The organism is Leptothoe sp. EHU-05/26/07-4, from assembly GCF_043421015.1.
GTDB lineage: Bacteria > Cyanobacteriota > Cyanobacteriia > Phormidesmidales > Phormidesmidaceae > Leptothoe > Leptothoe turfae.
In genome coordinates, this window is record NZ_JAXSQV010000007.1 from 1,768,666 (window position 1) to 1,790,198 (window position 21,533).

Annotated in this window: 17 protein-coding genes; 7 read left to right on the plus strand and 10 right to left on the minus strand. The window is 49.5% G+C overall.

Annotated elements, in window-relative coordinates; genetic code table 11:
* Positions 1 to 142: 142 nt before the first annotated feature.
* The 7 genes from U2F10_RS32265 to lysA form a co-directional block, all read right to left on the minus strand.
* Positions 143 to 565 carry a hypothetical protein gene (locus U2F10_RS32265; protein ID WP_163698834.1) on the minus strand — a complete coding sequence of 141 codons (423 nt, stop codon included), beginning with the start codon at positions 563 to 565 and terminating at the stop codon, positions 143 to 145.
* 48 nt (positions 566 to 613) lie between these two features.
* Positions 614 to 1,315 (minus strand): DUF5671 domain-containing protein, encoded by a 702-nt coding sequence (locus U2F10_RS32270; RefSeq protein ID WP_163669799.1) that lies wholly within the window; start codon positions 1,313 to 1,315, stop codon positions 614 to 616.
* Positions 1,316 to 1,435: 120 nt separating this feature from the next.
* On the minus strand, positions 1,436 to 1,993 hold the full coding sequence (locus tag U2F10_RS32275; protein WP_163669797.1) for a GNAT family N-acetyltransferase: 558 nt from the start codon (positions 1,991 to 1,993) through the stop codon (positions 1,436 to 1,438).
* 59 nt (positions 1,994 to 2,052) lie between these two features.
* A complete protein-coding gene (gene hisS / locus U2F10_RS32280; RefSeq protein WP_163669795.1) occupies positions 2,053 to 3,333 on the minus strand; it encodes a histidine--tRNA ligase in 1,281 nt (426 codons plus the stop codon).
* 123 nt (positions 3,334 to 3,456) lie between these two features.
* Positions 3,457 to 3,774 carry a photosynthetic electron transport-dependent transcriptional regulator PedR gene (pedR, locus tag U2F10_RS32285; RefSeq protein WP_163669793.1) on the minus strand — a complete coding sequence of 106 codons (318 nt, stop codon included), beginning with the start codon at positions 3,772 to 3,774 and terminating at the stop codon, positions 3,457 to 3,459.
* 164 nt (positions 3,775 to 3,938) lie between these two features.
* Positions 3,939 to 4,793, minus strand: a complete 855-nt coding sequence (cdaA, locus tag U2F10_RS32290) for a diadenylate cyclase CdaA (protein ID WP_006518533.1) — start codon at positions 4,791 to 4,793, stop codon at positions 3,939 to 3,941.
* Positions 4,794 to 5,188: 395 nt separating this feature from the next.
* Positions 5,189 to 6,580, minus strand: coding sequence for a diaminopimelate decarboxylase (lysA, locus tag U2F10_RS32295; protein WP_499874365.1), 1,392 nt, complete (start codon positions 6,578 to 6,580; stop codon positions 5,189 to 5,191).
* 128 nt (positions 6,581 to 6,708) lie between these two features.
* Between lysA and rimI the strand changes: the two genes are divergently transcribed.
* The 3 genes from rimI to U2F10_RS32310 all read left to right on the plus strand — a co-directional run bounded on the left by rimI (position 6,709) and on the right by U2F10_RS32310 (position 10,857).
* A complete protein-coding gene (gene rimI, locus U2F10_RS32300) occupies positions 6,709 to 7,251 on the plus strand; it encodes a ribosomal protein S18-alanine N-acetyltransferase (protein ID WP_458789377.1) in 543 nt (180 codons plus the stop codon).
* Positions 7,252 to 7,580: 329 nt separating this feature from the next.
* On the plus strand, positions 7,581 to 10,049 hold the full coding sequence (locus U2F10_RS32305; RefSeq protein ID WP_163669775.1) for an ATP-dependent Clp protease ATP-binding subunit: 2,469 nt from the start codon (positions 7,581 to 7,583) through the stop codon (positions 10,047 to 10,049).
* Between the two features lie 388 nt (positions 10,050 to 10,437).
* Positions 10,438 to 10,857 (plus strand): hypothetical protein, encoded by a 420-nt coding sequence (locus U2F10_RS32310; protein WP_163669773.1) that lies wholly within the window; start codon positions 10,438 to 10,440, stop codon positions 10,855 to 10,857.
* A 122-nt stretch (positions 10,858 to 10,979) separates the two neighbouring features.
* Here U2F10_RS32310 and U2F10_RS32315 read toward each other — a convergent pair whose 3' ends face one another.
* Positions 10,980 to 11,936, minus strand: coding sequence for an Npun_F2552 family protein (locus tag U2F10_RS32315; RefSeq protein WP_499874367.1), 957 nt, complete (start codon positions 11,934 to 11,936; stop codon positions 10,980 to 10,982).
* Positions 11,937 to 12,165: 229 nt separating this feature from the next.
* Between U2F10_RS32315 and U2F10_RS32320 the strand changes: the two genes are divergently transcribed.
* The gene (locus U2F10_RS32320) at positions 12,166 to 12,909 is read left to right on the plus strand and encodes a DUF554 domain-containing protein (protein WP_163669769.1); all 744 of its coding nucleotides are present in this window, start codon (positions 12,166 to 12,168) and stop codon (positions 12,907 to 12,909) included.
* Between the two features lie 3 nt (positions 12,910 to 12,912).
* Here the strand turns inward: U2F10_RS32320 and U2F10_RS32325 are convergent, their stop codons facing one another.
* Entirely contained in the window at positions 12,913 to 13,542 is a 630-nt protein-coding gene (locus U2F10_RS32325) for a hypothetical protein (protein WP_163669767.1), read from the minus strand.
* A gap of 209 nt (positions 13,543 to 13,751) precedes the next feature.
* On the opposite strand from U2F10_RS32325, the gene U2F10_RS32330 reads away from it, so the two are divergent.
* Complete coding sequence (locus U2F10_RS32330; RefSeq protein WP_499874369.1) at positions 13,752 to 14,234, plus strand: hypothetical protein; 483 nt, start codon at positions 13,752 to 13,754, stop codon at positions 14,232 to 14,234.
* Positions 14,235 to 14,414: 180 nt separating this feature from the next.
* The gene (locus U2F10_RS32335) at positions 14,415 to 15,278 is read left to right on the plus strand and encodes a Uma2 family endonuclease (RefSeq protein ID WP_499874370.1); all 864 of its coding nucleotides are present in this window, start codon (positions 14,415 to 14,417) and stop codon (positions 15,276 to 15,278) included.
* A gap of 37 nt (positions 15,279 to 15,315) precedes the next feature.
* On the opposite strand, the gene U2F10_RS32340 is transcribed toward U2F10_RS32335, so the two are convergent.
* Positions 15,316 to 18,303 (minus strand): two-partner secretion domain-containing protein, encoded by a 2,988-nt coding sequence (locus U2F10_RS32340; RefSeq protein ID WP_499874371.1) that lies wholly within the window; start codon positions 18,301 to 18,303, stop codon positions 15,316 to 15,318.
* A gap of 426 nt (positions 18,304 to 18,729) precedes the next feature.
* On the opposite strand from U2F10_RS32340, the gene U2F10_RS32345 reads away from it, so the two are divergent.
* On the plus strand, positions 18,730 to 21,384 hold the full coding sequence (locus U2F10_RS32345) for a CHAT domain-containing protein (RefSeq protein ID WP_499874373.1): 2,655 nt from the start codon (positions 18,730 to 18,732) through the stop codon (positions 21,382 to 21,384).
* Positions 21,385 to 21,533: the final 149 nt, after the last annotated feature.

Genomic DNA, 21,533 nt, shown 5'->3' on the forward strand with positions numbered 1-21,533 from the left:
TGAGATAGAGGTCTGATTTTAGGCGGTTAGGCTGCTGTTATTAACGCCTACACAGCTGAAAATCTCCTGAAAATCGGCTGAACCTGTCGTGATGGCTTTGGATCATGCCATAGATTGTCTAATTTCTCTAATCTTGAAATGGTTAATAGAGAGAGGGGGGCTGTTGACTAATTTCTAATTCGAAGCAGTGAAATCCTTCAGGGTGTTGCCAGTTTTCGTTATTGGCATTGGCTAACTTGTGGGTGCTGCTATCGGTGGCAAAATTAGCGCAGAGCTGGTATAGACTCTCGTCAACTTTGCTATAGCCATAGGGCTCTTGAGTAATGGGATCTTGACGCTGATCATCCGGGTTTAGGGTGTCGGGTAGGACGTATTCTTCCTGGTCTTGATTTTGCCAATAAAGGGTATTTGCGATCGCATTCAAATCTTCCAATCGCTGTCGGTCACTCATGATCAGACGCTGCTGACCTGGTGTGCCCAACACCCAAAAACCAGCCGCTGCACCAGCAGCGACAGCCACAGTAGCGAGGGTGGCAAAGGTACGATCAAATGCTGAATGGTTCATAGTTTGCAAAGCGAGGTGGGCATAGCCCATCTGACGGTAGACGTTGAGTTAAATCTGAGCTGGACGTCGTTGAACCCATTGGTAGTAATATGCTAAGACGCTGCCGTCAATGACTAAAATAACCAGCACTTTGAGCAAAAACCGTGGAGTTAATTCGCCGCGCAAAAACGAAGTGAGAAACGCCATTAAGGTACCGATGCCCACCAATGCAACGATGAGTAGGGCAATATAGGTGAGCCATTTGCGGACACCGGAGTAGGTTTTTTCGCGATATACAGACAGGTCCTTGAGAATTCTGCGCATCAATAGCAGATATACCGGATAGGCCACCAACAGACGGGCTAGACAAAAGGCCACCTGAAACGATGAGTCGCCATAGGAACGGCTTAAGGGATCTGGGATGACGTGATTGATCAAGATAAACCCAATTTCTCCCAGTGCTTGGGTCCAAATTCCTAACGTGACAAACGAAAGCAGATAGATAAAGGCATCTCGCGCTGCTTCCCCTTGACCACCAGAGGGAGCAGGAATGGGCATGCCCACGAATTCTTCATAGACGACAAAATAGGCACGCTCAATCTCTCTTTGGGGCCAACCGAAATTGCGTAGTAGGCTACTAATAAACTCATCGGAGGCTCCCCGACTGCGAGCGGCTGCGATAAAATTTACCAGCTCTGAACGATTTTTAGGCTGGTTTAATGGGGTCTGAGGAGAGTTATCGGATATATCGTTAGATGGATCTTGGGCCATGGACACTCTAAATTAGCCTTTGATTCCGTTTACGCTAGCATCGCCATTGGAGCCTGTGACGGAAGTGAGGATATTTCTTAGTAATTGTCTCTGGAGTAATTGTCTCTGAAGGAATTGTGCCTAGTGCTTTTGGTGAGGGCTACGGGCTCCAGGCCATGGCCCTGGTGAGCTTTGGGGCAAGTCAAAAATATGTTGCTGTTGGTCATAAATGACCAACCCCCGCGCCTGATAATTTTTTAGGGCATGGGGACCATCAATGGAGTTGGTATGCACCCAGACCCGTGTTGAGGTGAGTTCCCAGGCTGTTTTGAGAGCCAGGGTTAGAAGATAGCCCCCGTGGCCTTGACCAATAAATTGAGGCAAGAGACCAAAATACTCAATTTTGGCACTGAGATCGGGTTGTTTTGACAGCTCAAAGTAGCCTGCTGGTACACCGTTGACATAGCCAACCCAGACACAAACAGACTCTTGGTTGAGATAATCGGCCCACTGTTGGTAGGTCCAACGCAGGCGGTCCATCCAGTACCATGATCCTCCCACTGCGGTGTAAAGGAATCGTTGGAATTCTGGACATGGGACAACAGCTTCTGTCAGGGTGATGTGCGTGGGCGAGGCAGGGTTAATCTGACTCACGGACAGCATTTCTAGATAGGTGGTGGTGACCTCTAGTCTTGACATAAATGGGTGAAGAGACGTTGCCTGCAACGTCTATACATGGGCTAATAGATCTAATTTTATTACTGGCGCAAGGTTGCAAGTTTGTTTTTTAGACTGTCAGCCTGTCTAATTAAATCAGTTTGAGACAGTTCTGACTGGTCTCCCGAACTCAGCCACTTTAGCTGTACAGTGTTCGCTTCAGCTTCGGCGTCCCCCAGAATCAAACAGCCAATAGCGCCGCTGCGATCAGCCCGCTTAAACTGTTTACCAAAGGCACTAGCACTCAAGTCGATTTCTACCGAAAATCCTGCATGGCGAAGCTTCTGAGCAAGCACTGTAGTCGCAGGCTCTGCTTTTTCACCTCGGGAAACGATGTAGAAATCTAAGGCAGGGACCGGTGTACTTTGCAGTTGCTGAAGTAAAATGGTGAGTCGTTCTAAACCAATGGCAAAGCCAATGGCTGGAACGTCTGGGCCGCCCAATTGTTGGACTAAACCATCATAGCGACCACCACCGCAGACTGTAGCCTGGGCTCCAAGATCCGCTGACATAATTTCAAAGGCAGTGTGGGTATAGTAGTCGAGACCTCGCACTAACCGAGGATTAATAGTGAAGTCAATGCCCAGGGCACTGAGCTGCTGTTGCACCTGGTTAAAGTGACGCTGGGAATCATCACTCAGATGATCCAGCAAACTGGGGGCATCGTTGACAATTTCCTGGGTGCGACTGTCTTTACTATCCAGAATACGCAGGGGGTTTCGCGTTAGGCGAGCTTGGGAATCACCGTCAAGTTCATCTCTGTAAGGGGTGAGGTAGTTCACTAAAGCATCGCGATAGACTTGGCGATCGGCTCCGCTACCGACTGAGTTGAGATCCAAGGTCAGAGACTTTAAACCCAGACTTTGGAGGATGTCGGTTGCGATCGCAATTACCTCCACATCCGCCCGTGGATCGCGACTACCCAAAATTTCTACATCTAGCTGATGAAACTGTCGCTGCCGCCCTTTTTGAGGACGCTCATAACGAAAGGCTGGCCCCGTATGCCATAGACGCTGTACACCGCCGCTCGCGTACAACTTATTACCAATAAAGGCCCGCACAAGACCAGCAGTAATTTCTGGCCGCAGTGTAATGGAACGTCCCCCCCGATCTTCAAAGGAGTACATTTCCTTACCAACGACATCGGTGGCCTCACCAATGCCCCGAGCAAACAACTCTGTTTGCTCAAACATGGGTGGGCGAATTTCTCGATAGGCAGCGCGATTGAGAATATCACGAGCTACTGATTCCACATGCTGCCACACCGTTACCTCATCGGGCAGAATGTCACGGGTACCTCGCAGTGCCTGGATATTGCTCATTAGTGAACTGTTAAAAATTTGCAGTGGGCATTGCCCACCCTATCAAATGATCGCCAGCTTAAACTTTATCCACAACCAGAATTAGATTTTTGTGCAGAAAAGACCACAGATGGCAACTTTGGTTTAAGACACTAGCTCCTGCTGGCCATTGGAGAGATGCTGATCATTATGACCATTAGTAGTGGGCAGGTTACAACAGTTAACGTCATCGATACAGACCTTGCCCCATTTCAGAGCCCAACGGACCAATGCCACCCGATTACCGGTGGCTGTTTTATTTAGAACATTACTGATGTGGTTATCAACGGTGCGCTTACTAATATCAAGCTCAGTTGAGATTTCTTGATTAGTTAAGCCAGCGGCAACCAGCTCAACAATCTGCAATTCCCGTTCTGACAAGGGAGTTTGCTCTTTTTCCTGGGAAGATTGGCTGGCTGACATGGAAGTACCCTTCACTCACTGCGTATATATGCTTAGTGCTTATTACATCATAACCATTTTTAAGATGAGGCGTGTTTGTTAGCTTTTTTACTTAATCTGCCCCATTTGTAACGGCCTGAGCAGAGATCTAAAATAAACCTGGAAAACTCTAGACATCCAGATATCTAACGTCTATCCAGTAATTGCCCAGCCCATTTCCATAGCCCGGTCAACCGACGACCGAGATTGAGCAATTCGGGGGCAACAGTGTCGCTTTCCACCAGCGGTGTGAATTGTTCCTGTAGTAGCTCCCTCAATCGGTTGCTAGTCAGGGGGCGATTCAGGCGACCCCGTTGGGCAATGGAAATAGAACCCGTTTCTTCAGAAACGACTATACACAGGCAATTTTCAATGCGTTCAGTAATCCCCATGGCTGCCCTGTGGCGAGTCCCCAACTGTCTTGAGGCAATTCTTTCTGAAATGGGCAGAATGACCCCGGCGGCTACAATCCGAGAAGCACGGATGAGAATGGCACCGTCATGGAGCAAGGTACTGGTTTGGAAAATAGTCTGAATCAGTTCCTTGGATAGATCGGCGTTCAGCCGTACTCCAGGAACCGAGAAATCATTTTCATCAATGGGGGGGCCAAGTTCTAAAATCATTAGCGCTCCCGTACGTTTTTGAGAGAGTTCCCGAACGGCATCCACCAGTTCATCAATCACACCATCTGGTCTGGATGTGGGGCGACTGGTGGGAGAAAACAGCTGAATAAGTTCGCCCCGTCCCAAAAGTTCTAAAAATCGACGAATTTCTGCTTGTAGCATCAGGGCCATGGCCACAGCGGCCCCAAAGGATAAATTAGTCAGCACAAAACCAAGCAGCGATAGCTTTAGCGCATGGCTAAGAACGGCTGCCAGCATCAGCACAATCAGTCCTCGAATCATCCATAGGTTACGGCGCTCGCCAATAACCACCAGCATTAGGTAGATGAGAACGAGAACAAGGGCAATATCGATGATATGGATGAACAGACCTAGCAAATGTCAGCCCCAACCTGGGTTTTCAATATAAGGATCTAAATAGTGCGTTAGACATTGCGTTAGACGCTCGGCTTTAGCATTCAAACCGTTCTTCTAATCACGGTAGCGGGGGCTACGTATCCTGCATATCGCTTTGAGAAGGACCCTGGTTGTTGGCCTGCCAAGGTAACCAACGCTTCCTCTAATTGCATTTACGAGATGCCACGGCAGATCTCAGGATGCACCCAGTTCAAAAATCAGGATTTACAGGATAAGACGCCACAGATAGCGTTAATAACTGTGGACGATTCATTGCTAAAGCGGCGGCTACTGTAAAGACTACCCAAGATGGCCTGCAGCATGTATCTTGGCTTCTATTCTAGGCAACAGCTCCATTGACCGCCAGATAGCCAAGCTCAGCTCCTCAAATAGCTGGGGAGACGGTCGTAGCGGATTAAGTCTGCATCGGTTTCTCGCTCTACTATTAATGAGGCCTCACCGTTTTTCACCAATACGGCTGCCGGTCGAGGAACGCGATTGTAGTTGGAGGCCATGCTGTAGTTGTAAGCCCCAGTGGCGGGAATAGCGACGATGTCGCCCGCCACTAAAACAGGCAGCTGGGCATCGTGAATCAGCACATCTCCTGATTCGCAGTGTTTACCTGCCAAGGTAACGGTTTCACTGAGGGGGGCTGACATTTTGTTAGCTGCTAACACTCGGTAAAGCGACTGATAGGTAATCGGACGAGGATTGTCAGACATACCGCCATCTACCGCAGCATAGGCACGAATACCGGGGACAGTCTTCTGGCCGCCGATGGTATAAGCGGTGATACAAGCTGTGCCAATGAGAGAACGTCCTGGCTCGCAGATTAATTTGGGTAAAGCCACATTGGCCTCTTGGCAAGCTTTGACCATGTTTTCGCAAACGACCTGTGCCCAATCAGTAATGCTGGGTGGATCGTCGGTTTCGGTGTAGCGAATGCCAAGGCCACCCCCCACATCGAGTTCGCTAATGGGTAAACCATGGCGTTTTGCTGCTTCCATCCAAGTTACAAGGACAGCAGATAAATCTTCATGGGGCTGTAGCTCAAAAATTTGAGAGCCGATATGGGCATGCAGACCAACACAAGCTAATGATGACTGCTGAGCTACGAAGGTAAAGACTTCTTCTAATTGATCGGGATCAAAGCCAAACTTGCTATCGATGTGTCCGGTGCGAATATAGTCGTGGGTGTGGCATTCAATGCCTGGTGTGATTCGTAGCAGAATAGTTGCGGGGGTTTGCGGACTGGCTAGCGCGCTGAGGGTTTTAAGCTCATGCCAGTTATCGACAACAATGCGGCAGCCTGCGTCAATGCCTCGTTGCAGCTCACCGTGGGATTTGTTGTTACCGTGAAAGTAAAGCTTATCTGGATTAACGCCAGCCGTTAGCGCCGTTAGGAGTTCCCCCCCTGATACCACATCCACGGCTAGGCCCTCTTGGGTTGCGATCGCACACACCGCCAAACAGTTCCATGCCTTTGAGGCGTACATCACTAGAGCCTCTCCCGGATAGTATTGGTCAAATGCCTGACGATATTGCTGACATGCCGTTCGTAGCGTCACTTCATCAAGAATGTATAACGGAGAGCCAAACTCCTTAACTAGCTCGACGACATCACACCCGCCAACTTGCAGATGATCCTGTTCATTCACCTGAACACTGAGGGGTAAAAGCCGCTGATTGGGTGAGTCAGACCCGTTAGTCTCCAGGTAGTCAAGGCTAGAACGAGTGGTTTGATTTGCAGAAGGAAGTGTGGAAACCATAGCTATTGTCAGAGGTTGTCAGCGGGTGAAATCACCCAATGCAAGCTTCCAGTGTACAATTCGTCACCGATCACCCTCTGGCTTCTTCTGAGAAAGTATCTATTTACCTGGACCTTTTCATACGCGTGATGACAACACTGACCTACCAAGTTTTGACCGATGAGTTGCTACCTGCTGTATTGCGGCTCGATCAGGTTTGTCTGGGGGGGCTGTGGACTGAAGCTGGCTACCGACGCGAAATTGACAGTCCCAATAGCGATCTACTTGTACTTTTGGCCAATCAAGATGTAATTGGTCTAGGCTGTCTATGGGCCATTCTAGATGAAGCCCATATCACTACATTAGCCATTCATCCCGATTATCACCGCCAATACTTAGGACAGCTCTTGCTCATTCAGCTGCTACAGCTGGCACGTCAACGCGAACTCACCCATGCCACGTTAGAAGTGCGAGCGTCTAATCAAAAAGCCCTGAGTCTGTATCAAAAATTTGGCTTTCGCACAGCCGGGCAACGTAAGCGATATTACCAGGACGGCGAAAATGCCCTCATTTTATGGCGCAGCCATTTGCAAAACCCTGAGTTTCTACAACAGCTAGAGCATTTAGAACTTGAATGCACAGAAACATTTCGTCAGCATCAATACCAATGGCACCCATGTAACAATCACTAATTAATACGTATTAAATATTTATGTGCGTAATGCCACGGAAAATCTGTGGAGTAAAATCTCTAAATTCAAGGCGTTTGCCCCCTAAACAAAGGCCCTGTCAGGCTTAAATCTTGGTTAAGGATGTCAGTAATCGGTGGTACACGATGTAACGAGCGCGACCAAGGACAATGCCACCTGACTTCACTCCCAGATCTACCCAAAAAATGTTTAAGTGAGTCTTTTTTTAGCGCTAGATCCATTGCAAGTCGTGAATACCGGCACAGTTTCAGCAAAAATGGCTGTGCTAGAATCATGGCAACTCCGCACAAGCCAGGTGATGAAAAGCCGCCATGTTTGAACGCTTTACAGAAAAAGCCATTAAGGTGATCATGCTCGCCCAGGAAGAGGCTCGCCGACTGGGCCATAACTTTGTGGGAACTGAGCAAATCCTCCTCGGTCTCATCGGTGAAGGTACCGGTGTGGCCGCCAAAGTTCTGAAGTCCATGGGGGTAAATCTCAAAGATGCTCGGATCGAGGTCGAAAAGATTATCGGTCGCGGTTCCGGGTTCGTCGCCGTAGAAATTCCCTTCACACCACGTGCTAAGCGGGTGTTAGAGCTGTCCCTGGAAGAGGCCCGTCAGCTAGGCCATAACTATATTGGCACTGAGCATCTGCTCCTTGGCCTAATTCGCGAAGGTGAAGGCGTGGCTGCCCGTGTACTAGAAAACCTTGGTGTCGACCTGTCTAAGGTTCGTACCCAGGTGATTCGTATGTTAGGTGAGACCGCTGAGGTCTCCACTGGTGGTAGTCAAGGTCGAACGAAGACGCCCACCCTGGATGAATTTGGCTCTAACCTGACTCAGATGGCCTCAGAGGGCAAGCTTGACCCTGTGGTTGGCCGTCAAAAAGAAATTGAACGTGTTATTCAGATTCTAGGCCGTCGTACCAAAAATAACCCTGTGCTCATTGGTGAGCCAGGTGTGGGTAAAACTGCAATTGCCGAGGGTTTGGCCCAACGCATTGCCAACGGTGATGTCCCCGATATCCTTGAAGAAAAGCGGGTTGTCACCCTGGATATTGGTCTGTTAGTGGCAGGAACCAAGTATCGCGGTGAATTTGAAGAGCGCCTGAAAAAAATCATGGATGAAATTCGCTCAGCTGCGAATGTCATCCTAGTAATCGATGAGGTTCATACCCTGATCGGTGCGGGTGCTGCTGAGGGCGCTATTGATGCTGCTAACATCCTCAAACCTGCCCTGGCTCGGGGTGAGTTACAGTGCATCGGTGCCACCACCCTGGATGAGTATCGTAAGCACATTGAGCGAGATGCTGCCCTAGAGCGTCGTTTTCAGCCTGTGATGGTGGGTGAGCCCAGCGTTGAGGAAACCATCGAAATTCTGCACGGTCTACGCGATCGCTACGAACAGCATCATAAGCTCAAGATTCTTGATGAGTCCTTGGAAGCTGCGGCCAAGCTGGCGGATCGTTATATCTCTGACCGTTTCCTTCCCGATAAAGCCATTGACCTAATTGACGAGGCAGGCTCTCGGGTACGACTGATTAATTCCCAGCTTCCCCCGGCTGCTAAAGAATTGGATCGGGAACTACGTAGCGTTCTAAAAGATAAGGACAATGCGGTGCGTTCTCAGGATTTTGACAAAGCGGGTGAGCTTCGCGATCGTGAAATGGAAATTAAGGCTGAAATTCGTGCGATCGCTCAAAGTAAGCGCACTGATGAAGCTGGTAGTTCTGATTCTCCTGAGGTTACCGAAGAGGACATTGCCCACATCGTGGCATCTTGGACTGGCGTACCGGTTAATAAACTGACCGAAACTGAGTCTGAGAAGCTGCTTCACATGGAAGATACGCTGCATCAGCGCGTTATCGGCCAAGATGAAGCTGTGAAAGCAATTTCTCGGGCAATTCGTCGAGCCCGTGTGGGTTTAAAGAATCCCAACCGGCCCATTGCGAGCTTTGTCTTCTCTGGTCCTACCGGTGTTGGTAAGACCGAGTTAACCAAGGCATTGGCCGCTTACTTCTTCGGCTCGGAAGAAGCGATGATTCGCCTTGACATGTCCGAGTTTATGGAACGCCACACAGTTTCTAAGCTGATTGGTTCTCCTCCGGGCTATGTCGGCTATAGCGAAGGCGGTCAGCTGACTGAGGCTGTACGTCGTCGTCCTTATACAGTCGTTCTCTTTGATGAGATTGAAAAGGCCCACCCCGATGTCTTCAACATGCTGTTGCAGATTTTGGAAGATGGCCGTCTCACCGATGCCAAAGGCCGTACAGTTGACTTCAAGAACACCTTGTTGATTTTGACCTCCAACATCGGTTCTAAGGTTATTGAGAAAGGTGGCGGTGGCCTTGGCTTTGAGCTAGAAGAAGATGCAGCTGAGTCTCAGTACAACCGCATTCGTTCTCTAGTTAATGAAGAGCTGAAGCAGTACTTCCGTCCTGAGTTCTTGAACCGTTTGGACGAAATCATCGTCTTCCGTCAGCTTACTAAGCCTGAGGTTAAAGAAATCTCCGATATTCTGCTCAAAGAAGTCTTTGGTCGGTTAACCGAACAGGGAATCACCCTAGAGGTAACGGACAAGTTCAAAGAGCGTTTGGTGGAAGAGGGCTACAACCCCAGCTACGGTGCTCGACCGTTGCGTCGCGCCATCATGCGTCTGCTAGAGGACACCTTAGCAGAGGAAATTCTATCCAGCCGTCTACAGGATGGAGATACAGCCGTCGTCGATGTGGATGAGAAAGGTAAGGTCGTTATCGCACCTAAGGAGAAGCGTGAGCTACTTACCCAAGGTGCCGATTAAGCTGCCCTAGTCTCAGTTCATTTCACAAATGACTTCTTGGAAAAGTTCCGAGAAGTCATTTTTAATGGCCATGCTTGGGCCAGATTGAGGAAACGATATCGCTTAAATAATCGCTTAAATAAGTAAGTTATTAACTATTGTAAACAGGTCTGATGCTTCCTTGCTTCCCACAGGCGTCAGATTTGATAATGGTTTTACCTCGCAGCGACTTCGTTGCAAGGTTATGATTGCCGATGGGATTCGGCGTATTTATTGCTGAACGTTGCTGTTTTTTGGAATAACTTAATCTGTAAGTTGCTAAATAATTCTTGGAATTCTTGGCGACGCAGCTAAAAATATTTCCTTAAATTAGCAACAACATTGCTGTTTGATTAGGAGCTTAGTTAGAGTGCTGGACAAACTTTTAGGTAAAAAGTCTGGATACTATTTAGAATTACCCGAAGAAGAAATCGCGGCTATTTCTGAGCCCACTGCTACGCCAGCACCTGCTGCTGCACCAGCGCCAAAGCCCGCTGCAGCGACAGCCAAAGCTCCTGCGGCTAAAAAGGTCAAGAATACTGATAACAAAGCATCCGAAACAGCTGCCCCAGTGGCCACTCCAACTGCCTCTATTTCAGATCCTATAGAACTAATTCGTACAGCACTGGCAGCTTCAGCTAATCAACCGCCAGCACCTGAACCAGAGCCAGCTCCCACATTTGATTACACAACCCCCGTTGCTAAGGCGAGTCGTCGTCGCCCAGGCCCCAGCATGTCGTCGTTTAAGTCCATGGCCAAAGCGATGAGGAGAACTACCGCTGGTTTCTAGTAAAGGCTGGATACAACATCCCTGCTGATAGCGCCCGGTGGCGAATCAATTCTATACCCAAAGGTCGGGCTAATCTATCAAGCTCGACCTTTGGGTGTATAGGAACATGCGGTTGATGCCACCTAGCGCTGGGCATAGGCAGCGATCGGTTCCTTGATAAATCGAATATACAGGTGCTTAAAGGTAGATTTCATCACCCGTGGCATGCCGAAATCAATGGGCATTAGCTTCTCGGGTAGTTGCCAGTTATCGATGTACAACTCAGCCGGTGACTGTAGAACAAAATCAATGTTAGTGGGGCATAGTCCAAGGCGTTGAGAGGCTGCAACGGTTGGCACTTGAGATGGCTTGATCTGAAGAACATCTACCATGGCCCGATCTAGAGCATAGACATTCTGTGATGCACCTAATACCCCAAGGTGTCGTGGTTCACCGCCGCTAGGTCCGTTACCTTCATGACCAATGATGCCATCTAAAATTGTCAGGTCTGGATCAATAGCTTGGGCAGTTTCCACCAACATTTGAGCAAATTTCTGACAGTCCTTACCTGATTCCATATGCCACCAGGCTTTCATTTTTCCTGGCACGCAGCCGAAGAGATTTTTGACACCCAATGTTAGCGTGAGCTGAACGTGGGATTTAACCTTAGGTAAATTGATCACCACATCGGCTTCCATTGCTTCTTTCGAGAGCAGCAGGTTATCAAAATTACCCTCTTGCTGAAGCTGATAGCGTTTACCGTGGAGTTCCACAATGGGTAGGTCAAGTTTCTTTGCCCACTGCAGTAGACCATTGGCCTTAGCAACACCGTAGGCGCTACCAAAGGCTGGGCTATCACCCAAAAACGGTTGGCCGCCAACTTCTTGAACCAGTTTAGCCACACAATAAACCAACTCTGCCCGCGTAGTGCATTCCTTGGTAGGACGTGCGCCTGTGAGTAAATTAGGTTTTAAAAGAACTCGCTGGCCTGGTTTGACATAGGCTGCCATGCCACCTAAAGGAGCCAGCAGGTCACGAAGCTGCTGCTCTAGGGTGTCGATATCGTAGCTGGTAGCTTTGAGCAGACTGACGGAAACCATAGATTATTCAAGAAAATGGTCAATATCATTATTTATTGTGAGTCTGGTGGCCCTAAATCGCAATCCAATATCTGATGTAGGGTCGTTCCATGGAACGACCCTACATGAAGAAATGCCTGGTTGATCCTGATGCGCAAGTAGAGTATTGACGACAAAAGGTGGGCTTAAGATTGTAGGGTGTCCAAGGGGACGATGATGGCCTCAGGATGCTATAGAAGATAAGAAAATAATGCTGAGCCTGTGGGCAAAGACAAGTGGGACCTGGATTAACGTGGTGCTGGTGCTATTGGGTACCACGAGTGGGCTAATTGTCAGGGGACGATTACCTCGGGCGATGCAGGATGTGATTACCCAGGCGGTGGGGCTGATCACTCTATTTATCGGAATGCAAATGGCTCAGCCATTGACTGAGGTAGATGCTGGCAACATTGCTGGTGTGATTGTTGGTTTGGTGGCCTTGGTTGTCGGTGGTCTGCTGGGCGAGTGGTGGCAGATAGAACGACGACTCATCGCTATTGGGGATGCTTTAAAAGCCAGATTTGGCGGCGGCGGTCAGTTTACTGAAGGGTTTGTTGCTGCGAGTTTGTTGTTTTGCATTGGCCCCATGGCAATTTTGGGCAGTCTCAACAACGGTCTTAGCGGTGATGGCACAATTTTAATTATCAAGGGCACTATGGATGGCCTGGTGTCGATCGCGTTGACCGGTAGTTATGGTGCTGGTGTTGGGTTTTCGGTGCTGCCCGTGGTGGTCTATCAGGGTGGTATGTCTTTGTTGGCTGGATTGTTGGCCAGTGGGATTGGTGATCCGGCATCTTCCCCCAGTGTGTTGTTGGTGACCGGTGTGGGTGGGGTCATTATTCTAGGGTTAGGTTTGAATTTGTTAAAAGTGGCGACTATCCGAGTGGCCTCATTTTTACCAGCGCTATTGTTGACACCACTGCTGTATAAACTTTGTCAGTTGTTGAGTGTTTAGAGACTACACTGCAAAAGCAGTTTGTTCTTCCATAATGCCAATGAGTACGGAGACTAAACTGTCTAAATCTCCTGGTAGTTTAAACAGTTCTAAGTCTTGAGTGATTTGTTGTTTCTGCGGATCGAGCTGACCAAATCGCCACACTTCACCAATGGTTACGGCACCAAATAAGGGGTCTAAGGATTCTTGTTGTTTTGCCAGGGCAATGAGTTCTACGGCTAACTGTGTAAAGCCTCGCGACAGATCGTCGTTTTTTGCCTCAATAATTAAAAACTCGTGATCAGATCGTAGGAGATAATCCAGATTACCTTTAAGCCATTGACTAACATTGAGGGGATATTCAATTTTGAGCTGACAATTGCAGAAAGCAGCTATTTCTATCAGGATAGGAGCTACCAAGGTCTCCCGACGAGCAGTTTCGCTAGTCAAACTCACGACTGGCAATGTACGTTCAATGCGCTGTTCTAATTCAGCAAGCTGAGGAAAGGTGCGTTTTCCCTGAGGTAAAGTAATTCGTGCCCTTTGTAGGCGATAGCCAAACTCAGCCAGGATATCCTCTGGATCATAGGTCATTTCAAAATATGACCGAAAGGTATATGAACGCTCAGGATCTAGGATTGGTGGTTTAGCCATTGAATTTACCTTTTAACCTAAGGCTCTGAAATACAGAAAGCACTTTAACTATAGCGAAGCTTCTAGTAAACACTTGAAGACAGAGGTTTGACTCATACGCGCATCCATTTTTTCAAGACTCGCATGGGCTGACCGCTTTTCGGTTCGGTTTACTCTTTACTCCAGGCATTGGGATCGGCAAAACTAAGCTTTAGGCAAAACCCGTACGAATGCCCCAAAGACAGTCGCAGGATGAGAGACTGAAGTTTCTGACTACGGATATTCATGAACTTGCGTCGCTGGATACAGTAGAGGGAACGGCTGATGCAGCGGAAGCGGTGTTGGGACTGGCAGATATATTCGTGACTGAAGAGCCTAATGTAAAAAAGCTGGCACCGCTAGTGGCGCAGCTAGACTCTTTGCTGGATGTGCTGAACTCGCCCTTGGGCAAGATTGTGGGGGCAAGTTTGCCGTTTGTGTCTATTGGTACAGGGCTAATGAAGTTTTACCTGGAAACTACCAAAGGAGAGCCGACACTAGCACAGTCGGTGGCGTTGATTAGCCAGGCTGCATATTTAGAAAGCTTCAAGGAATTTGCTCAACAGCGTCCAAAAGTTCAGAGCTGGTTAGCATCAGCCAGTCAAGGTGAAAAGGCAAAAAACATTCTGGCAAGGAATACAAGGAATCGACAGTGCCTTTGGTGTCCCGAATAAGCTAAAACAACAACTGGATTTAACTGATTGATAACAATCCAAAGTTTAGCTACAGCAATTGCCTCTGATGTAAGTGTGAATTACTTCAATACAGAGGAATTAGTCATCATAGTAACTAAGTTCACATCTACACCTTTAGTTTCAGTGATTTTAATTTTTGTACAATGGTTTTGAATCTGCATGCGCAAGAAACCTAGTCAAGTGTGCCACCTCATGCCCTTCACCACTGGCTATTCCGTCCCTCAAACCGAGCAGCCTCGCTCTCCGCGCGAGACACTGCCTACTATGTATGACCTACCCAGCGAATTTCCAGAGGAACCTGGTTTGCCAGACGAATTTCATGACCTACAACCCCAACTGCTGAGCCGTACTCTGCGCCTACAAGATTACGCCGCCGACAACCGCTTTACCGGCTCTGACCTTAACCTTTATTACGATGTTCAGCACCCCCTCTGGCACAAACGCCCTGACTGGTTCTTAGCACTCGACGTCCCTCGCCTCTACGATGGCCATGACCTACGCCGTAGCTACGTCGTCTGGCAAGAAGGCCAAGCCCCCACCATCGTTGTAGAATTTTTATCCCCCCGCACAGAACAGGAAGACCTGGGTCGATTTTTTAAAGATAGCGATCAGATTCCTGATGACGATAATAAAATTCCCGAGAGCAGAGTGGGCAATGCCCACCCTCCGGCCAATGGTGCCGAACGTCCTCCCAGCAAGGTCGACGTTTATGAAAAATATCTACGAGTTCCCCATTACCTGGTCTATAGCCGTTATACCCAGCGCTTGCGCTATTTTAAGCTCGTTGGTCGCCGTTATGAAGAGCAATCCATCCAGGATGGCACCCCTATGATTTGGCTAGACGATCTAAAAATCGGATTGGGTCTATGGGATGGCTACTTTGACGGGCTGCCTGGCCCATGGCTACGGTGGTGTGATGTAGACGGTAACTGGCTGCTAACAGATACCGAGCAAGCAGAAAAACGGGCAGAACAATTAGCAGAACGTCTTAGAGCGATGGGGGTTGATCCAGACACAGTTTAAGCAAGGAGACCATCAATGTCGCTTATTGAGCCAGGACCTAGGGGGAATTGTAACGATGGGCAGCACATTCACCCGATGGGTCATGCTGAGAATTAAACCGAGATGGGTCATGGGTTTTAGCGGCTAAAACAATTTGACCGTTGTCGTTAACCTGGGCGTAGCTAGCCTCAAGCATAGGTTGAGAATTTGAGATTGTTGGTCCCTCGATGATCACAGTCTCGCTTTCAGGTGCTGATGTTGTTGCCGCATCAACATCATTTAAAAAACGTAAATCTTGCCAGCCACCTGATGTTTGTAGTCGCTGGGTAGGATTTGTCGGTAGTCCGTTTTGGCCACCAATAACAAAACTATTGTTACTATCAGCGGCGCAACCTGCAACAATTTGATCTGTCGGATCGTTAATGGTGGCAGGTAACTCCACCAGGCCGCTGTCGGGTTCTAGCTCAGGTGTGTTGAGGTCGACCACACCGCTAAACTCAGGCCCCAATCCTGATGTGGCTGTAATGTCACTTGCAGGGGTTAGGTTTTCTCTAAAGGCTGTGCCGAGAATATTTTGGGCAGTGATGCTAACTCTTCCCCCTCTACCTTGTTGGGCATTGGCTGTAATATCGCTGTTTTCTAAGGCGATGAGAAAAACAGTATCAATGTCAATGTTGCCACCGTCGGCATTACCAGCATCGGTGTTAATGTTGCTGCCCTGTCTTAATAACAAAATAGGCGTTTGTAGCTCAATGTTGCCGCCAGCACCCGTGGTGGTGGCCGCGTTAATGGTGCCGCCATTTTCTAGTCGAATCAGATTGGCGGTGGCATTTAATGTGCCCGCATCACCAGGCCCCTGACTATTGATTGCGATCGCACCCCCATCTCGAATAATCAGCTCACCTGCAGTGACCTGTAGCTCTCCTGCTGCCCCATTGCCCACCAGCCCCGGAAAATCAGCCCGCCCAGATGACGAGACCAGGCTACTGGGCAATTCGACAATTACCCCTAAGGGTTGTCTTGTACCAGTGCCGCTGATTTCTAACACATCGGTCACATTGACGGTGAGTGTGCCCCCTGGACCATCGCTAAAGGTAGTGGTCGAAATATTGGCCCCATCTCGAATAAAGAGATTACCGGTGTTGAGTATTACATCACCTGCGGGAGCCCCGCTAAAGCTAGATGTACCCGGACCACTGCCAAAGCGACCATTTGGGGATAAGCCAATAATTTCAGTAGTGCCGCCGACGTTGAGAATGACATCTCCAGCGGGACCACCCAATGGAATGACGGCGGTCCCCAAAAAAGCCCCAGTTTGATTACTCACCTGCGCCCCTCCCATCATGGTGAGATCTTGGGTATTGACCGTGATATTTCCCCCTGAGCCTGAGCCAAAAATACTGTTGGCAAAAATGCCCGTAGGCGCAATGGCTCCAACCGGGGTATCTAGCAATTCAACTAACTCAGTAGCATTGACGATCAATTCACCGCCATCCCCTGAACCAAAGGTGACGGTTTGTAATAGTCCGCCATCACGCAATACTAGACGCCGAGTATCAAGAGTTAAATCACCTGCATCTTGGGTGGTGCCTTGCAAAGTGCCCGTTAAGATGGCTGAACCGATAATTTCAACTGACTCAGTGGTCTTGATAAACGCATCGCCACCCGCACCATTGCCACTAGTCGTGGTTGAGATTAATGCTCCGTCCTGCAGGCGTAACTGGGGCGTATCAATCCTTAGTTGACCCGCTGCTCCGGTTCCATCACTGCCGGCTAATAGTCCACTTTCAGCAGCAGAAATATCTAATGTGCCTTGAAGGGCACCGATAATCAGGGTTTGTAGTGACTGAAACCCAGTCCCGCTAAGTTCAATCGAGTCGCTAGCCCGCAGGATCAGATTACCTCCAGCTCCATTCCCTGCTGTGGAGGCCGATAGCAAACCGCGATCGCGAACCTGAAGCTGCCGTGTATCCACAATCAGGTCGCCGCCCATGCCATCACCAATGGTATCCGTACTCAAACGGCTGATAATCTGACCATTGGCCGAGTCTCCTTGCACGGTGACCGAATCAGTGGCCCTTATCCTTAAATCTCCCCCTGATAATGGCCCCTGGGTTACCGCTAATACCTGGGAACCGTCTTCCACAAGAACTGTTTGTCCCCGTAGGTCAATGTCTCCGGCCCCAGGGCCACTGGTGTTAAGTAAGGCTCCCTGACTCAGGTCAATTGCGCCAAATCTTGAGACGGTGTTGTATTGCAGATCAAAACCGTTGGTAACAGGCCTTAGTCTGACTGTCCCCTGGGCCGCACTGCCAATTTCTAACCGTCCCGATGGTGCCGACACAGTGCCACCGACTACACCGACATCACCTCCCAATAAAGCCAGGGTATGACCAGGGGACACAAATAAACCGGGCCGTGTGGGTGGAAAGTCACCTGAACCTTCCACAAGGATATCTCCTGGCGTTGTTCCTAGCTGCAACCCCACAGGGGTACTCACGGTTAATAACGGTGGAGCATTGGCTGTAGCAGCGCTAAAAACATCGCCATTGGCAAAGACAACACTGTCAGCGCTGCTGGCAATAAAAGAACCCGGCACCTGGAGCACGGCATTGGGACCAAAGATGACGCCGTTGGGGTTAAGTAAAAACAAATCAGCGTTGCCCTGGGCTGCGATCGCACCGTCAATATCCGAGCGTTGCCCCCCTGTCACCCGCGTGATGATCGTGCTCAGGGACGGATCATTCAAGAAAAGAGCCGCCCCGCCAGTAGGTACTGAAAACTGTTGAAAACTGTGAAAAAGAGTTTGACTATCGTCGCTGAGGATACCGCCCGTAATCGGGCATGTAGTACAGCCCTTGGGCACCACCGAGTTAGTCGTGTTGTCAGGCACAATCGGGTCCTGGGTCTGGGCCTGGGCTGCTGGGACAATCCCTGGGGGGGCCAACGCACTCAGCAGCGTTGCCATCACCCAGCTGTAACCCGTCAGCTTAGTAGACCAGTCTAATCGAGGTATTACTCGTCGGGGCATTACCAGTCGAGACATGATAGGGAGCCTTGCTTCTATGAGCGTTCATAACATGATTGGCTTGCCCAAAGACCAACAACTTTGTCTTCTTGCCATAGCTTACAAAACACAGCTAGAGCGATCGGGAGAATTGTTGAATCATGGGTTTTAATTTACGGATCATTCACTATAGGGTTAAGTCGGTCTTTAAAGGAGCACCTGGATAGAACAAGGCGTTAGCTACCCCATAGAATTAACTGGTCAGGGCTTAGAATCCTGGTAGATTCTAGCGTTATGGTCTAATCAAGGGAACTTGGCTTGAGTGGATATCCCCTTGCGACCTGGGTGGTTAAGAAATGTATTTATCACCCCAATTATCTGATGGATATCCCGATTTCTACGGAGACAGGTTGAATGACCTTATTAGACATCGTTGCCTAGAAATGTCACAGAGGCTAAACGGCGATGCGACTTGTGCAGATATGTAACAGACGGTTTTGGCGACGTAGCTGGCTAATGATGTTGGCCATAGTCAGCTGCTGGCTATGGATGTGGGGGACGCCCGTGATAGCAAGGGGAGAGCTTTATCTCCCCAGCCCCATTCATCAGGCAAAGACTACTGTGGGGGAACCATTAGCTGAGGGTATCAACCTTGCGGGTTCCAATCTTGAGGATCCCAACATCAGTGCCCTCAGCCAGGGCGGTGCCTTATTTGCAGCGGGTCAGTTAGTATCAGCCGCAGATGTTTGGCAGCAAGCGGCCAAGGACTATGAACGCCAGGGCCAGCAACTACACCAGGCCAGGGCACTACACTATCTGGCGCTGGCTTATTTTAATTTGGGCCAGTGGGCATTGGCCCAGCAAACCAATCATAAAAGTCAGACCCTATTGGCGGAGACATCCCAACGGGATGCAACACTGTTGGCCGCCAGCTTAAACCTGCATGGACAATTGCAACTGGTTTTAGGACAGCCTGAGCAAGGAATCGAAACCTGGAAGCGAGCGGCAGCTACCTATGCTTCGGTAGGCGATACCACTGGTCAACTAGGGGCCCAGCTCAATCAAGCGAAGGCGCTACAAACTCTGGGATATTATCAACAGTCTCAGCAATTATTAGAACAATCTCTGGCAACAGTAAAGACCCTCTCAGAGCCCACGGTAAAAGCAACTAGCCTCAAACTTTTAGGCACAGCCCTACAGGCGGTGGGAGATTTAGAGCGATCGCAATCCCTACTCACCGAAAGTCTGGCGATCACCCAGACGCTGGTGGCCACCACACCAGTCTTTGCGGATGAAGCCAGTGCCACTTTAGTTAATCTAGGTAATACCCTGGCTGCCCAGGGTGACTATGAAACTGCCCTATCCCACTATCGGCAAGCGGTGGATAGGGCCAGTCAGCCAATGTCTCGCATGGAGGCCCAGCTTCATCAGCTGCAACTGTTGGTCAAAACAGGGCAGTGGTCGTCAGCACAGTCTCTGTTATCTGCATTACCTGATCCATTAGCGACCCTACCACCGGGTCGGGACACCATTTATGCCCAGGTCAACTTTGTTGCGAGCTGGATTCGGGCAGCCCAATCACCCATCGGCCAGCAATTATCTGGTCAGAGGGCAACCATGGCCCAATTGTTGGCTAATGCGGTGCAATCTGCCCAGATGCTATCGGATACGCGGGCCGAAGCCTTTGCCTTGGGACAGCTGGGCCACCTCTATGAGGCCGCTGGGCAATGGCAAGACGCTCAACAGGTGACACAACGGGCAATGCAGTTGGCAGAAGGTCTGAATGCACCTGATTTGAAAACCACCTGGCAGTGGCAGTTGGGCCGCATTTTGAAACATCAGGGAGAGACTAAAGCTGCGATCGCATCCTACAGTAATGCGGTTAAATCCCTCCAGTCCTTAAGACAGGAGCTAGTGGCCCTCAATCCTGAGCTACAGTTTTCCTTTCTTGAAACCGTTGAGCCAGTGTATCGAGAACTTGTCTCACTCCTCCTAGAGCAAGACCCTCAGCAGGCTCAGCTACAACAGGCCAGGCAGTTGATTGAATCTCTACAGCTGGCGGAACTGGATAACTTTTTTCGTCATGCTTGTTTACAAGCAAAATCTCAACTCATTGACACCGTTGATGCGACAGCGGCTGTCATTTATCCAATTATCTTGTCCGATCGTCTGGCGGTGATTGTTTCCCGCCCCGACCTACCCCTGTTTTACTATGAAACGCGTCTGCCCCAGGCCGATATTGAAACCGCCATTGCCCAGCTACAACTTTACTTAAATCCTCACTTTTTCGAAGCCGATCGCCTACAGGTGTCACAGCAGCTCTATGACTGGCTGATCCGCCCGGCTGAGCACTTCTTAGGGGATACCCAAACACTGGTGTTTGTGCTGGACGGCACGTTACGAAATTTGCCCATGGCGGCACTGCATGATGGTAAACGCTACCTCATTGAGCGTTATGGCATTGCCCTCAGCCCAGGGTTACAGCTGCTTGAACCCCAGTCCCTCGATCCGGGGCGGCTGGATGTGCTGACGGGGGGATTGAGTATTTCTCAACAAGGGTTCTCCGCGTTGCCCGGTGTTAACACAGAAGTCAATCAAATTGGCTCTACACTGCCCACCACCACGCTACTCAATCAAAGCTTTACCACCGATCGACTCCAACGCGCCCTCAACGATATACCCTTTTCAGTGGTGCATTTAGCGACCCATGGCCAGTTTAGCTCCAAGGCAGAGGAAACGTTTCTGGTGACATGGGATGGTCGGATCAATGTTCAAGATTTGGAGGCCTTACTACAGCCCAGAAAACGAGACCCGGACCAAGCCTTAGAACTCTTGGTACTCAGTGCCTGTCAAACGGCTACGGGAGATAAACGGGCCGCCCTAGGGTTAGCTGGCATTGCCCTACGGTCTGGTGCCCGCAGTACCCTGGCAACACTTTGGCAAGTGAAAGATGAATCCACGGCCACCCTGATGGTGGAGTTTTATCGCCAGCTGGCAGAAAACCCAGACATGAGTAAAGCGGCGGCCCTAAGAGCGGCACAGTTAAGCTTGTTAAAACACCCCCAGTATCAGCAGCCTTTCTACTGGGCTCCGTTTGTTTTAGTGGGTAATTGGTTGTAGTGGGAGGTGGTTTATGAAGTGATGCTAAACCTGGAGGAATGAAACAAAAAAATTAAATAAGGAGGCATCTCAGGCCATGCCATATCTCTCATAGGGAGGGATAACTGATTAGGCACATGGTGCAAACGGCTTCATTCAGATACCTGTTT